General features: G+C 60.9%; 9 protein-coding genes. 1 reads left to right on the top strand and 8 read right to left on the bottom strand.

The genetic code is table 11. The annotated features are described in order from the left end of the window. Positions 1–10: 10 nt before the first annotated feature. The gene (locus QQL64_RS12795; protein ID WP_284400238.1) at positions 11–628 is read left to right on the top strand and encodes a DedA family protein; all 618 of its coding nucleotides are present in this window, start codon (positions 11–13) and stop codon (positions 626–628) included. Here QQL64_RS12795 and QQL64_RS12790 read toward each other — a convergent pair. The 8 genes from QQL64_RS12790 to QQL64_RS12755 all read right to left on the bottom strand — a co-directional run bounded on the left by QQL64_RS12790 (position 625) and on the right by QQL64_RS12755 (position 14265). Continuing rightward, positions 625–1398 (bottom strand): bestrophin-like domain, encoded by a 774-nt coding sequence (locus QQL64_RS12790; RefSeq protein WP_284400235.1) that lies wholly within the window; start codon positions 1396–1398, stop codon positions 625–627. The genes QQL64_RS12795 and QQL64_RS12790 overlap by 4 nt on opposite strands. A gap of 141 nt (positions 1399–1539) precedes the next feature. Next, the gene (locus QQL64_RS12785) at positions 1540–3054 is read right to left on the bottom strand and encodes an efflux transporter outer membrane subunit (RefSeq protein WP_284400233.1); all 1515 of its coding nucleotides are present in this window, start codon (positions 3052–3054) and stop codon (positions 1540–1542) included. A 2-nt stretch (positions 3055–3056) separates the two neighbouring features. Next, a complete protein-coding gene (locus QQL64_RS12780; RefSeq protein ID WP_284400231.1) occupies positions 3057–6152 on the bottom strand; it encodes an efflux RND transporter permease subunit in 3096 nt (1031 codons plus the stop codon). Next, on the bottom strand, positions 6145–7272 hold the full coding sequence (locus QQL64_RS12775) for an efflux RND transporter periplasmic adaptor subunit (RefSeq protein WP_284400229.1): 1128 nt from the start codon (positions 7270–7272) through the stop codon (positions 6145–6147). Before QQL64_RS12775 ends, QQL64_RS12780 begins: the two co-directional genes overlap by 8 nt. 246 nt (positions 7273–7518) lie before the next feature. Continuing rightward, a complete protein-coding gene (locus QQL64_RS12770; RefSeq protein WP_284400224.1) occupies positions 7519–9186 on the bottom strand; it encodes a Na/Pi cotransporter family protein in 1668 nt (555 codons plus the stop codon). A gap of 220 nt (positions 9187–9406) precedes the next feature. Further along, positions 9407–12073, bottom strand: a complete 2667-nt coding sequence (gene mgtA / locus QQL64_RS12765) for a magnesium-translocating P-type ATPase (RefSeq protein WP_284400221.1) — start codon at positions 12071–12073, stop codon at positions 9407–9409. Between the two features lie 154 nt (positions 12074–12227). Next, positions 12228–12482 (bottom strand): hypothetical protein, encoded by a 255-nt coding sequence (locus QQL64_RS12760; RefSeq protein ID WP_284400218.1) that lies wholly within the window; start codon positions 12480–12482, stop codon positions 12228–12230. Between the two features lie 370 nt (positions 12483–12852). Next, positions 12853–14265, bottom strand: coding sequence for a dienelactone hydrolase family protein (locus tag QQL64_RS12755; RefSeq protein WP_284400215.1), 1413 nt, complete (start codon positions 14263–14265; stop codon positions 12853–12855). Positions 14266–14270: the final 5 nt, after the last annotated feature.

The following is a 14270-nucleotide window of genomic DNA, read 5'->3' as shown; positions in this document are numbered from 1 at the left end:
AGGATCGTCGATGGATTTGCTTGAACGACTTATCGCGGTGTTCGCCGAGAATGGCTACGTGGCGGTGTTTATCGCCCTGTTGCTGTGCGGAGCGGGCCTGCCGTTGCCGGAGGACATCACCCTGGTCGCCGGCGGCGTCATCGCGGGATTGGGTTATGCGAACGTGCACGCGATGGCGGCCGTTACGATGGTCGGCGTGCTGGTCGGCGATGCCGGCATGTTCCTGCTCGGTCATCACTACGGCGAGCACATGCTGCAATGGCGGCCTATCGCCTGGCTGATGCCGCCGCGCCGCTACGCGAAGATGCAGGAAAAGTTCGCACGCTACGGCAACCGGTTGATGTTTTTCGCGCGCTTCCTGCCAGGCATGCGCACGGCGGTCTACATCACCGCCGGCGCGACGCATCGCGTTACCTTTATGCGCTTTCTGCTGCTTGATGGCCTGGCCGCATTGATCAGCGTGCCGTTCTGGGTCTACCTGGGCTACTTCGGCGCGAACCGGCACGAGTGGCTGGTGATGTGGATCCGTCGCGGCCAGAGCAGCCTATGGGTGCTTGGCGGTCTGGCCGCACTGGTGGTGCTGATCCTGTGGTGGCGTCACAGCAAGCGCAAGCAGCTTGCTCGCTAGTGAGCGGCGGCATTCCCTGGTGCGGATAGTTGCATGTGCAAATCCGCGCTCAAGGTTTGCATGCTCTGCTGACTGACCTGAATGAGTCCGCTTACCGGCGAATCGAGATCCGCAATCAGGCTGACCGCAATCGCCACCATCAGCACCGGCACAAACGTGGCCAACGCCCCCCGGTGACGCTGTCCGTAGCCGACCACCACCGACGTCATGATCGACAACAAGGCCAACAGCACCCAGATGTCCAAAGGTATGCGATTGAGTCTGGCTGCTATGCGCTTGCCGTCCAGGTCGATCATGTCGTTCAGCGCTGACACGTAGATCGCTACGATCGGCGTCGGGGTTTGTTGCGCTTCGGCGGTGGCTTCACTCCATAGTTCGTCCTGGATCTGCTTGGAGCGCTGGACCGCGCTGTTCCGCGCATCTTCTTCAGCCGCATTCCCATAGATCGCAATGCGTGAGTCGACGTAATCGCGCAGCAGAACCGGCGCCTTGCTGCGAACGGGTTCGGCCTGCATGCCTGCGCGTAAATAGGCGGTGCCGATCGCGTTGGCTTCGTCGATCACCAGTTCCTTGCGTAGATCGAAGCGGCTCAGCGCCATCGACATGGAAAAGCCAATGAGCAGGCTGAGCAAGATCGCAATCTGATTGCGCGTCTCGTGAACCTGCTTTTCCCAGTCTTTATCGTCACGATTTTTTGCCAGCGCCCGCAGACGGAAGCCTATTTCGTGCGCCAGCAGCAGCACGCCGCCGGCCACAAAAAACAGTGCCATGGGATGATCGAGCAGGTACATCGCATTCCCCTCTGCCAGATGTCCAATCCAGTCAGCGCTGCCGCGTGACGCGGCAGCACCTTACAACTCCACGACACTTTAGCTTCTTACGAGCCGGCCGTAAGCATCGACGGCTTATAACTACTGCGCCGGAACGCCAGGTGCCGCAACTACATCCTTGCGATTCCACCAACCGCCGCCCAACGCCTGGAACAGTGCAACGGTATCGGCATAGCGGGCAGCGCGCGCCTGAATCAGGGCCAGCTCGGCCTGTCGATACGTTACCTGTGCGTTGAGCAAAGCAACCATGCTGATATCGCCCAGCGCGAATTGCTTCTGCGCGATGCTCAGGCTGCGTGCGGCAGCCTGTTCGGCGCGTGCCGTGGCAGCCATGGCCTCGGCGTCGGATTGCACGGCATGCAGCGAGTCAGCCACGTTCTGCAAAGCCGACATCACCGTGCTGCGATACTGCTCGGCGGCTTGGCGATAGGTAGCTTCAGCAGCGCGCTGGCGATGCTTGAGCGTACCGGCATCGAAAATCGGTTCAGTGATCGCGGCGCCGAGATTCCAGAAGCCGGTGCCGGAACCGAACAGGCTGTGCATCTGGTCGGTGGCGCTACCCCAATTGGCGGTGATCTGGATATTGGGCAAGCGAGCGGCGAAAGCCACCCCGACCTGCGCGCAAGCCGCATGCAACTGAGCGTCCGCCACGCGCACATCCGGGCGCTGCTCGACCAGACGGGCCGGCAAGCTCATCGGCAAATCTTGCGGCAGTTGCAGCGCATCGAGTTCGAAGTGTGCCGGTACATCCTGGTCCGGCGAACGGCCGCTGAGCACGGCGAGCAGGTCGCGTTGCTGCGCGAGCTGCTTCTGCAACGGGGGCAACGTCGCGCGTGTCTGTTCCAGCGTGGCTTCCTGCGAGGCGATATCGCTTTCCGCCACGTCGCCCAACGAAAATTGTCGACGATTCGTGTCGAGGATCTTCGACTGGCTGTCGATCATGTCCTGCGTTGCCGCAATCTGCGCGCGCAGCGATGCCTCGCCTACGGCCGCGTTAACCAGGTTTGTGGTGAGCGTGAGATAGGTTGCCTCCAACTGGAAGCGCTGCACGTCCGCCTGGGCCACGAGCGATTCCACTTGACGTCGATTGCTACCCCACAAGTCTGGCGTGTACGAAATACTGAGCTGTGCGGTAGTAAGGCTGTAGAACGTTGCTCCCGAGAAAGCGGGGCTCGCCAGTGTTCCCGCAATCTTCTGACGCGTTGAATTGACGCCGGCATCGACTTCGGGGAAATACGCGCCGCGCTGCGCGTACACGTTTTCCCACGCTGCCTTCAGCGCATGCTGCGCCGCTGCCAGATCGGGATTGTGTTTGAGCGAATCATCGACCAGCGCGTTCAACGGTTCGGAGTGGAACAAGGTCCACCACTGCCCTGGAATATCCATCTCGCGCACGAACTGCTGCGCGTTGCCACCCGGACCTGATGCCGATGCCGTGGTCTGCGGCATCGGTGTGGGTGCATAGCTTTGGCCGGCCGGAGCCGCCGGCCGCTGGTAGTTCGGTCCGACTGCGCACGCGCCGAGTGCGAGACAAATGCCAACAGCAAGCGTGCTACGACTGATGCGCCATGATGCAACGTTGTGTATTGCGTTCATGGTCAGATCTCCGCCGCCGACGGCGCAATGCCCCAACGTTTCTGGATAAAGTTTTCCAGTCCGAAATAAAAGCCGGGAAGGATGTAGAGCGTAAGCAAGGTCGCGATCGGCAAGCCGCCTACCACGACAGTAGCCAGGCCACGCTGCACGTCGGTGCCGATACCTGTAGCCAAAGCCGCGGGCAACATGCCGATACTGGCGACGGTCGCCGTCATGAGTACAGGACGGAATCGTTCCGTCGCACCCACTAGCACCGCTTCGTTGAGCGACAAGCCCTCCTTCCGCACGCGATTGATGTTCGACACCATGATGATGCCGTTCTGCACCGCCACGCCGAACAAGGCGATGAAGCCGACGGCCGTAGCGATGTTCAAGGTTTCACCACGAAGATGCAGCGATATCAAACCACCCACGGTCGCCAAGGGCACCACGGCCAGCACTAAGACAGCCTGATGGAACTTGCCGAATTCGGCGAACAAAAGCACCGCCATGATCGCGAGCACCAATCCCATGACCACGATCAGCCGTGCCTGGGCACGCTGCTCGTTTTCGAAATTGCCGGCCCATTCGAGCCGGTATTTCTGCGGGTCGAAATGGACCTTCGCAGCGATTTGCGTCTGTGCATCGACAAGGTAATCCGACAGCGCGCGATCGCGGTTGTCGATGCGAATGGTCAATTCACGCTTGTTATGCTCGTGCGCAATGGTGCTTTCACCCATCGCCAAGGCGATATGCGCCACCTGTTTGAGCGGCACCTGCGCGCCGGTGGCGGATGTCAACGGCAATTCGCCAACGGCCTGGATACTGTTGGCTACGTCATTGGATGTGCGTGCGGTGACATTGTAGATGCGGTCGGCCACATAGACCTGAGTAATCGGCGCACCACCGATAACGGTCTGGATCAGGTTGGTGATGTCGCTGACATTGACGCCATAACGTGCGGCCGCATCTCGGTCCGCCGTGATGGCCAACTGGGGAATCGGCGGTTCCTGGAAGATCGACGCATCGCCCGTGCCGCGCACGCCCTTGAGTACGTCCACCATCTCTCCGCCTATACGGCGCATTTCCTTCAAATCGTCGCCATAGATGCGTAGCACCAGCGGACTGTGCGCGCCGCCGACCATATCGTTCTCGCCATCGATGATCGGCTGACTGATGCCTACCGAGATGCCGGGAATCTGCTGCATCCGCGCGTTGAATTTACGCAAAAATTCCGCTTTGGTCTCGCCATTGGCCCAGGTGCTGTACGGTTTCAGACCCACACCCGCTTCGACATGCGATGGTGTCCACGGGTCGCTGCCAGTGTCGTTGCGGCCAAGCTGCGTGACGATATACGAGACCTCGGGAAATTCGCGCACGACTTTACGCAGCTGCGACGTCATCGCGCTGGCTTTGTCCAGCGACAGGCCTGTCGGCATTTGCACCTGCAGCCACAGAGAGCCCTCGTCCAAGTCGGGCAAGAACTCGCGACCGATCGTCGCCCCAAGTATCAGTACGCCGAAGAACGCGACCGCAGCGACCGAATAGGCGATCGGCAGCCGGTGCAATAGCCTTCCCAGGCTTGCCGTATAAGCGGCCTGCAATCTCTCCAACGGCTTGTTGTGGAACAACTTGCGTGGCTTGCGCAGTGCGAGATAGGCCAGACCCGGCGTCAATGTCACGGTGCACAACAGCGCGGCCAGCAAGGCATAGCCCACGGTAAAGGCCATCGGGCGAAACAGCTTGCCTTCCGCGTGCTCGAAAGCGAACAGCGGCAGGTAAGCCGTAATGATGATCAGCGTAGCGAAAAAGATCGAACGACCCACGTGACCCGTCACCAACATCACGTCGTCTTCAGTCAGCACCTCGTTGGGTTTGTGTTCGCGTTGCCGCAAGATGGCTTCCGTGACGACGATGGCACCATCGACGATCACGCCAAAATCGATCGCGCCCAGCGAAAACAGATTCGCCGACATGCGGGTGAATTGCATCAGGATGAACACAGTGACCAGTGACATCGGAATGGCCACGGCGGCCACCAGTGCCGAACGCGGGCTACCGAGAAACAGGATCAGCACGATGCAGACCAGGCCAATGCCTTCCATCACCGTGTGAAAAACTTTTTCCTTGGTTGCGTTGACCAGATCGTCGCGGTCGATATAAGGCACGATTCGCACATCTTGCGCACTAAGCTGTTTGTTGAGCTCGTCGACCTTGGCGTGAACGCCGTCGAGTACGCGCGAAGGATTTTCATACTTCAGCAGATCGACAATGCCCTCGATGGTATCGGGGTTGTTGTCTTTGCCGAGAATGCCTTCGCGTACCTGATGGCCATAGCGCAACTCACCTAGCTCGCGCACCAACACCGGCACGCCGTTGTTCTGCGTGACCACGATGTCGCCAAGGTCTTTCAGCGAATGCACCATGCCGATGCCGCGCACGATGTACGACTGTTCACCACGGGTGATGCGACCGCCACCAGCGTTGGAGGTGTTGGCGGATATCGCCGCGGTGACTTGATTGACGCTGACGCCGTAGTGGAGCAGCTGCGTGGGATCCAATTCCAGCTGGAATTCCTTGGTGAAGCCGCCGAAGTTATCGACGTTGATAACGCCGGGAACTTGCTGCAACCCTGGAATCACAATCCAGGTCTGGATCTCGGACAGCTGCATCAGATTCTTGGTCTTGGACTCCAGCGTGTAACGATAAATTTCACCCGCCGGACCACTCACGGGATCGAGCCCCGGCGTGATGCCCGGCGGTAGCGTGACCTGGCTGATGCGCTCCACGATGCGCTGGCGCTCCCAGTAATCGTCCGCGCCGTCCTTGAATACCATCGTGATCAGCGACAGGCCGAACGTGCTGCTGGAACGCATACTCACCAGGCCTTGCGTATCGGCCAATCCACGCTCCAGTGGTGTGGTGATCTGTTGTTCGATTTCTTCGGCGGCCAGACCCGGCACCTGGGTGGTGACCTGAGCAGTCACGTCGCTCAGCTCCGGATAGGCTTCGATGGACAACTGGGTCCAGGAGTAATAGCCGAAGCACACCACAAGAATCGTGACGACCATGAACAACATGCGCTTCTCGAAGCAGAAGCGGAAGATCGCGTTAATCATTGAGCAATACTCCGCCCCTGACGATCACGCGATCACCCGCCTTGAGCCCTTTGAGCACACGCGTATCGCCCGATTCGTCGTAACTCAGATCAACGGTGCGACGCTCGAACGTCCACGGTGAGACTTCCACAAACACGCTGACGTTGTCGTTGTTCATCAGCAGGGCCGACTCCGGCACGAACACTTGCGCGGGCTGCGGAATGTCGATGCTGACATTGGCATACATGTTCGGCTTCAGCCGTCCATCCTGATTGGGGAATGCTGCGCGCACGAGATCGCGTCGCGTATCCGACTGCAGCAGCGGATTGACGAACGTCACGGTGCCGTTGAAAGCCTGATCCGGATATGCCATCAGGGTGGCGTGCACTTTCTGGCCCTTGGCGACCTGGCCGACATCGCTCTCCGGCACATTGGAGGTGATCCATACCGAGTCGAGATTGGAGATGGTCATCATCGCGGCGGTGGCGTCGTTGACGTACGTGCCCGGCGATACCGACAACGCGGTGACATAACCGCTGGCCGGCGCGACGATCTGCATCGGCCGCTTCGCCTGAGCACCCGGTGCACCGCCCACCGCCGTGAGCCGCGTCTGGGCGCGATTGAATTCGGCCAAGGCCTGGTTGTAGCCGCTCTGCGCCGCTTCCAGATCCTTGGTGGCGTTACCGCCGGCTTCTTTCACACCGCGCGCGCGGTCCAGAGTCTTTTTGGCCAGGTCGAGTGCGTCGTGTGCTTTGTCGACATCGGCATACGCCTGTGCGAGGTCGCCGGAGTCGATGATCGCAAGCAATTGTCCACGGGTGACGTGATCGCCCAGGCCGACTTTCAGCTCGACGACTTTGCCGGTCAGCGGCGGGAGCACATTGGCTGTGCGTGCCGGATCGGCCTCGACGTTCCCCGGGAACACCAAGGCATGCGGCGCCTCGCGCATTTCAACCGGTTGCACGACCAGCTCTTTGCGCAGCGGCGAATCGCTGGGCACTTTCAGCAAGCCGTTATCGACGGTGAAAGCGGGCGCCGTCTCCGTCGCCTCATTCGCGCCGTGCGAGCAGGCGGCCATGCTCAAAGCAACGGCAATCACGAAGGACAGTCGCGATCCATTTTTATTCAATTGATGAAACATAGATTTCCCCTTCGGCATGACGCTCGAATGCACTCCGCATCACCACAAGGCCACAGAGCTATTGCAATACGGTGAAAGGAGGGCTGGCCGCTGCTCAGGCAACGGCCGGGCACGTCCCGGACCGCGGTTAGGCCGCCTAAAGCCACCGCCTCCGGGGAAGCTCCTTGAAGGAGCCGCACGCGGCGCGCGAGGGTCAGTAAGGCGAGTTAATACTGGGTGGTTCGGCTTGCGTGTGACTGTCCAAGTTCAGGCTTTTCCTTCTGCTACATGGTTGGAATTCGGTTCGCGAACCAGCCGGTTCTGCAACAGGCCGGCACGCTCCAGAGGCAGATAGGCCAGTGCCGCGAGGTGCGAGTGGATGCGCTTGAGATCGCGCAGAATGCGTAGATAGACATCACCACCACCGCCATCGCGCTGTTCACGCAGGGCGCGGATATGCCGATCGGAGGCTTCGTTTTCCAATCGCCACAGCAATTCTTTACGCTCGACCAGCTGCTGCGCTGCACGCAGATCGCCGCGCATGAACACGGTGATGCCCAACCGCAGGCTTTCCATGATCTGCGTGTGCATGACCGCGAGGTCCTGGATATCGTCGGCGGAAAAATCCTGCCCGCTCTGGGCCTTCTTGGCGGCGAACTCCATCAGGTTGTTGGCGGTGATATCGCCGATATGCTCGATGTTGATCACGAACGCATGGATCTCCTGGCTGCGTTCGCCGTCTTCCTCATTCAACGCTTCGCCAACCAGATCGGCGAGATATTGACGGATAGCGATGCCGAGACGATCCAGCGACGGATCCATCCGGCTGATGGCGGACGCGCGTGCCGCATCGTCCGTGCCGAATACCTCGACCAGATTGGTGAGCATGCTTTCGACCGTATCGGCCATGCGCATGGCTTCGCGGGTGGCGTTGACCAGTGCCACGTTGGCGCTATCGAGCGCCGCTTCATCGAGATACAGCGGTAAGCCCGGGTCGGCCGGACGCGGTGGCTCCGGTTGCAAACGAACCAAAATTTGCGCGAGGCGCTCCACCGGCAAAATGAAAATCAGCGCCAGCCCCAAGTTGAACGCGGTATGGAAGTTCACCGCCATACGCGCTGGCGAAGCACCGAGCGGCGCCAGCCAATGCGTCAGCGGGTGCAGCAACGGCAGGCAAACCAGGCAACCGAATGCACGTACCAGCAAATTGCCTAGCGGCAGGCGACGAGCAACGGGTGTGTTCGCTTCAAGCAACGCCGGCAGGGTGCTGCCGAGATTGGCTCCCAGCACCAAGGCCAGTGCCTCGGGTGCGTCGATGACACCTGCCGTGGCGAATGAGACGATCAACAACACCACGGCGACGCTGGAATGGCACAGCCACGTCAGTATGGCGGCCGCCAGCAGCGCCAGCATGGGTTCGTCGGACAAGCTTTGCATCACCGCGCGCAGCGCCTGCGCGTTCTGGATCGGCGCCATCGTCAGCACCAGCAAATGCAATGCGAGCAGCATCAGGCCAAGACCGATGCCGACACGACCGAGGTTCTGATAGCGCACATCGTCACTGCGACGATGCAGGGCCGTGCCGAGCAGGATCATGATGGGCGCGATCACCGCGATATCGAACGACATCACTTGCACGATCAGCGTGGTACCGACATTGGCGCCCAGCATCACCGCCAAGCCCGGTGCGAGGCCGAGGAAACCGCTGGCCGCGAACGAGGTGGCCATCATGCCGGTGGCGGTACTGCTCTGCAGCAGCGCGGTGAGGCACACGCCAAACGCGAAGGCAGCCGGGCGCCGGCCCAGATAACGGCCAAGCCAACGACGCAGCGCGCTGCCGTAGCCGCGCAGCACGCCGCTGGTGACCATGTGCGTACCCCATAACAGCAGGGCGACATAGCCGGCGATGTCAAACAAGGCGAATGTGCCTTTCATGTCGGCAACTCCAAAACATGTTTCGCGGCCACCGTCGATACCGCGGGACCGCACCGCTCCTTCTCCCCTTGGGGCAGAAGGTTGGGATGAGGGGCCAATCTTGCGTAATTCCACCTTGCGAAGCGTGCTTCGATGCAACGCTATCGCAAGATCAACCCTTCACCACCATCCTCCCCCCGAAGGGGAGAGGAAGTACCACCAGTTCTATGAAATGGCTCGTTCAGAGCCAACGCCCGTAACGGCGGATATACAGCAATTTCATCATCTGCGTCAGCGCCATATACGCCAGCACGGTCACCGCCAGCCACGCGTAGTAGATGTTGGGCAATTGCAGCATGCCGATCTTCGTGCCGAGCGCGGTGTAGGGGATCACCATGCCGATCACGATGATCGCCGTAGTCAGGCCCAGCACCGGCGCTGCCGCGACACTCTGCAGGAAGGGGATCCTGCGCGTGCGGATCATGTGCACCACCAGCGTCTGCGTCAGCAGGCTTTCGATAAACCAGCCGGACTGGAAAAACGCCTGGTGGTCCGCACTATTGGCGCCGAACACGTACCACAGCAACGCAAAGGTGGTCATGTCGAACACCGAACTGGCCGGCCCGATCCACACCATGAAACGACCGATGTCGCCGGCATCCCACTTCTGCGGTTTGCGCAGGTAATCATCGTCCATGCGGTCGAACGGAATCGATAGCTGCGAGATGTCGTACAACAGATTCAGCACCAGCACCTGTAGCGGCAACATCGGCAGGAACGGCAGGAACGCGCTGGCGACCAGCATGCTCAGTACATTGCCGAAATTGGAGCTGGCGGTCATCTTGATGTACTTCATGATGTTGCCGAAGGTGATGCGCCCTTCGAGCACACCCTCCTCCAACACCATCAAGTTCTTTTCCAGCAGGATGATGTCTGCCGATTCCTTGGCGATATCGGTGGCGGTATCCACCGAGATACCGACATCCGCCTCGCGCAATGCCGGCGCGTCGTTGATGCCATCGCCGAGGAAGCCGACGGTGTGACCCTGGCGCTGCAGCGATTTCACCACGCGCGCCTTCTGCAGCGGCGACATCTTGGCAAACACGGTGGTGCGCTTGACCATCGCGTCGAGCGCTGCATCGTCCAGCGGTTCGATGTCGCGACCCTGCGCGGAGTGCTCCACGTCCAGACCCACTTCGCGGCAGATCTTGCGTGTCACCGCTTCGTTGTCGCCGGTAATCACCTTCACTTCGACGCCGTGGTGATGCAGCGCGGCGATCGCAGTGGCCGCGGTGTCCTTGGGCGGATCGAGGAAGGCCAGGCAACCGACGGCGGTCAATCCCGTCTCGTCAGCGACACCATAGGTGCGATTGCTCGGTGGCTGCTGCTTGATCGCCACCACGAGTACGCGCAGACCATCCTCATTGAGGCGACGCGTCATCGCTTTGATCTCGCGACGACGTTCGTCGGTCATCGGCACGATCTCGTCACCACTCCGCACCGTGGTACAGATGGAGAGCATTTCCTCGACCGCGCCCTTGCACACCAGCAGATGCTGGCTGTCGCCGTTGGCCAGCACCACCGACATGCGACGGCGTTGGAAGTCGAACGGAATCTCGTCCACTACGCGATAGCGCGCCACGATCGGCTCGAGATCGCGATGTGCCAGCACGGCCTTGTCCATCAGGTTCTTCAGGCCGGTCTGGAAGTGGCTGTTGAGGTAGCCGTATTCCAGTGCGTCTTCCGAATCCTCACCGTCCAGATCCAGGTGACGCTCCAGCACGATCTTGTCGAGCGTGAGGGTGCCGGTCTTGTCGGTGCACAGCACATCCATCGCGCCGAAGTTCTGGATCGCGTTGAGCCGCTTCACCACCACCTTACGCCGGGACATCGCCATCGCGCCCTTGGCGAGATTGGCGGTAACGATCAGCGGCAGCATTTCCGGCGTCAGGCCGACGGCGACCGACAGCGCGAACAGCAGCGCCTCTAGAAAACCGTGCTTGTACCACTGGATGCCCAGCACCACCGGCACCATCACCAGCATGAAGCGGATCAGCAGCCAGCTAACGCTGCTGACGCCACGATCGAAGCTGGTCTGCACGCGCTCGCCGACAATGGTGCGCGCCAGCGAACCCAGATAGGTACGCGAACCGGTCGCCACCGCCACCGCAGTGGCCGTGCCGCTGACGACGTTGGTGCCCATGTAGCAGACGGTGGGCAGGTCGAGCGGATTGCCCTCCTGCGCGCCATGCGCACCACTGTCCACCACATGTGCCTGAGCCGGACCGGCCTTCTCCACCGGCAGCGATTCGCCGGTGAGGATGGCCTGGCTGATAAACAGATCCTTCGCCGTCAGCAAGCGCAGATCGGCGGGCACCATGTCGCCCGCCGCCAGATGCACGATGTCGCCCACCACCAGCTCGCCGACCGGCACTTCGATGCGCTCGCTATGTTCGTCCGAGGCGCGGCGCGTGACGGTGGCCGTGTTGCGCACCATCGCCTTGAGCTTTTCCGCAGCCTTGGTGGAACGGTATTCCTGGCTGAAGCTGAGCAGCACGCTGATGCCGACCATCACCGCAATGATGATCGGCCCCGACAGATCGTCCGGCGTGAGGAACACCTGCACTCCCGCCAGAATCAGCAGCACGACGATGAAGGGGTTCTTGAACGCGCGCAGCAGCTGGACCGTCCAGTGCGGCGGCTTCTCGTGCGACACCTCGTTCACACCGTCGCGCGCCAGCCGCTCGGTGATCTGCTCCTCGTTGAGACCGGCCGCACTGGTATCCAGCTCGACCAGCAGCGCCTCGTTCTCCTTGAATGCATCCTGGGCGGCGGTCGCGCGCAGCGGCGCGGCCGTTACCTTGGCGACAGCCTTGGCCATAACAGCCTGGGTGGATTGCTTCATCATGTTTCGCTTCCGTGGATGAATGTGCGTGCGACACGGAGGCGAGCGTTTGAGACGACTAGCTTCCGCTATGGCGATCCGCGCTCAGGGCGATGCCGCCCCGGCCGGAAAACCGACCATGGCGGAGGCCACCCTTTGCGCAGATTGCTACGGCGCATCAGTGGCTTGATACCAGATGAAGATGACGGGACGTGCGCGGCAAGTCCGCGGCGGGGTGTTCGTGCCAATGCGACAGGGGGCGACCCTGGCCAGCCTCGATCTGCCAATGCATATCGATCGGAGCCCGCTCGGCCTGCTTGTTCAGCGGCTGGGGAACGGTCACGGTGAACGGAACGCGCACAGCATCGCGCCGGCCAGCCACGGAAAACCGGCCTGCGGTGCGGAGGCGAAAGAAATCGCGAAGGAGCTTCATCGGCCCATCTCCTTAAAAACGGTGCTCACGGCACCGTTAGGAGCGGGCCGGACTTCCCTAGCCTAGGAAAGCGCCGGCCAACCGCTGGCGGTTGCCGCGAACGATCAGCTTGTTATGCAATGCCGGCACCCGATGCGAGCGGATGTCGACGTTGCGACTAGGGTAAACGTCCATATGCCTTGGTTAAGTTCGGACAGAGGCCCGGTCGGCCAATAGCGCGCCGGCGGGCGCGTGCATTGTCTTGCTGCGGTGCGGGAGTGTCAAGCGCCTGCAATAAACTTATTCATGCTGGATGGCCTAAAACGCAGCGAGCGCAGGCGCTCATCTTCGTTGTCATTTCTCAGGCCCGACTTCGGCGGCAAAACCTTCGTCAGTGTTGCCACACGACATCGCCGTCCACCGCGTAAAGCCGGCATCCGGGGTGAGCCGCGCCACATTTCGCCAACGCAAAGGCGACCGGATCGGGACCCAGTGAGGCCGCATCCCAGCCGCCATCCGGCGCGACCGCAAACGCACGAGGCCTGGCCATCATCAGGAATTTCTCGTAACCGAGCCGACCCTGGGGATTCAAATAGGGCACCGCGCTTTCGTCGCTCAGTTGCGCAAAATGACTGGGAGGGGGAGCGGGCGTAGGGCGCACCCAGACCACTTCATTATCGACGGCATAAAGGCGGCAGCCGGTGGTCACCCTTTGACAATGCCTCATCGCCCAGAGAATCGGGTCAAATCCACCGGTTGCCTCTCCGGCGCCATGAATTCCGATGGCAATAGCTCGCGGCAACTCCTTTCCAAGGAATTGCTGATAGTAGGCAGCGCCGCGACCTCCGCTGATGGCGTTGAGATAAGGCAGCGCCTGCAGATCGGTAAGGTCGGCGTAGTGGCTGGGTGCAGGTGCTGTTTGCGGCAAGTACTCGGGGTGCACGAGGGTATTGGGCAAATGGACTCGCCCAAGGAACGCATCGAGTTTTGGCGCCCAGATAGGCAATCCCTCAGCGGACCCCAGCAGATTGTGCGAATTGGTTCCGAATCTCCCATAGGCCACCAATTCAGCGGGCGCGCCCTCCGCTGTGTAGTGCTCGTACATCGCACGCCACACCGGCGTTGCAAATACTTGGTCGTTATCGCCGAAGAACCAGATCGACGGCGTTGACACCTCGCTGCCGAGTTGCCCCGCCGCGGTGATCAATGCGCCATCCGGGTCACGACATTTCGAATCCTTCATGCCGCCGGCGAAACTCACCAATCCCTTCACGCCAGGCACATCGAGCGCACCGAGGGATAGAGCATTCCAGCCACCGAAACTCTGACCGGCCACAACAATCTGCGAGCCGTCGATGTAGGGCTGCTGCTTCAGGTAGTTGATGGCCGCGCGGATGTCCTTCGCGGCATCGAGCCCCGTCGCCAGATCTTCACAACTACGCGCAGACAAATGCCCTCCCGATCCGCCATAACCACGCATCATCGGCAACGCCACCGCATAACCACGCGACAGAAAATAGTAAGCCGAAAAAGTAAGCCGGTACCTGGGCTGCTGATCGGGCGGCACACCTCCGGTGGAACCGTGATTCATAACGGCCAACGGAAACGGTCCAGGGCCGTCCGGGGTATAGACCGTCATCACTAAGGTGACCGGATCAGCGGGATCACTGGCGACACGAAGAACCCGCTCGTGCAGCAACGCCGCATCGGGTGCTTTCTCTACATCAGAAGGATCGTCTGCAAAGACCAGTTGTGTAGCAAGCAACGACATCAGGAAGACGATTAGCAGGCTCTTCTTTGTCATACCCA

Origin of the sequence: Dyella lipolytica (assembly GCF_030160075.1) — a bacterium.
Classification (GTDB): domain Bacteria; phylum Pseudomonadota; class Gammaproteobacteria; order Xanthomonadales; family Rhodanobacteraceae; genus Dyella_B; species Dyella_B lipolytica.
The sequence above is the reverse complement of the archived record's forward strand: the minus strand, read 5'-3'. Positions and strand labels throughout refer to the sequence as shown.

Bases quoted from the DNA above. Each gene is read 5' to 3' on its own strand.
- QQL64_RS12795 (WP_284400238.1), top strand. From the start codon at position 11: ATGGATTTGCTTGAACGACTTATCGCGGTGTTCGCCGAGAATGGCTAC.
- QQL64_RS12790 (WP_284400235.1), bottom strand. From the start codon at position 1,398: ATGGCACTGTTTTTTGTGGCCGGCGGCGTGCTGCTGCTGGCGCACGAA.
- QQL64_RS12785 (WP_284400233.1), bottom strand. From the start codon at position 3,054: ATGAACGCAATACACAACGTTGCATCATGGCGCATCAGTCGTAGCACG.
- QQL64_RS12780 (WP_284400231.1), bottom strand. From the start codon at position 6,152: ATGATTAACGCGATCTTCCGCTTCTGCTTCGAGAAGCGCATGTTGTTC.
- QQL64_RS12775 (WP_284400229.1), bottom strand. From the start codon at position 7,272: ATGTTTCATCAATTGAATAAAAATGGATCGCGACTGTCCTTCGTGATT.
- QQL64_RS12770 (WP_284400224.1), bottom strand. From the start codon at position 9,186: ATGAAAGGCACATTCGCCTTGTTTGACATCGCCGGCTATGTCGCCCTG.
- mgtA (WP_284400221.1), bottom strand. From the start codon at position 12,073: ATGATGAAGCAATCCACCCAGGCTGTTATGGCCAAGGCTGTCGCCAAG.
- QQL64_RS12760 (WP_284400218.1), bottom strand. From the start codon at position 12,482: ATGAAGCTCCTTCGCGATTTCTTTCGCCTCCGCACCGCAGGCCGGTTT.
- QQL64_RS12755 (WP_284400215.1), bottom strand. From the start codon at position 14,265: ATGACAAAGAAGAGCCTGCTAATCGTCTTCCTGATGTCGTTGCTTGCT.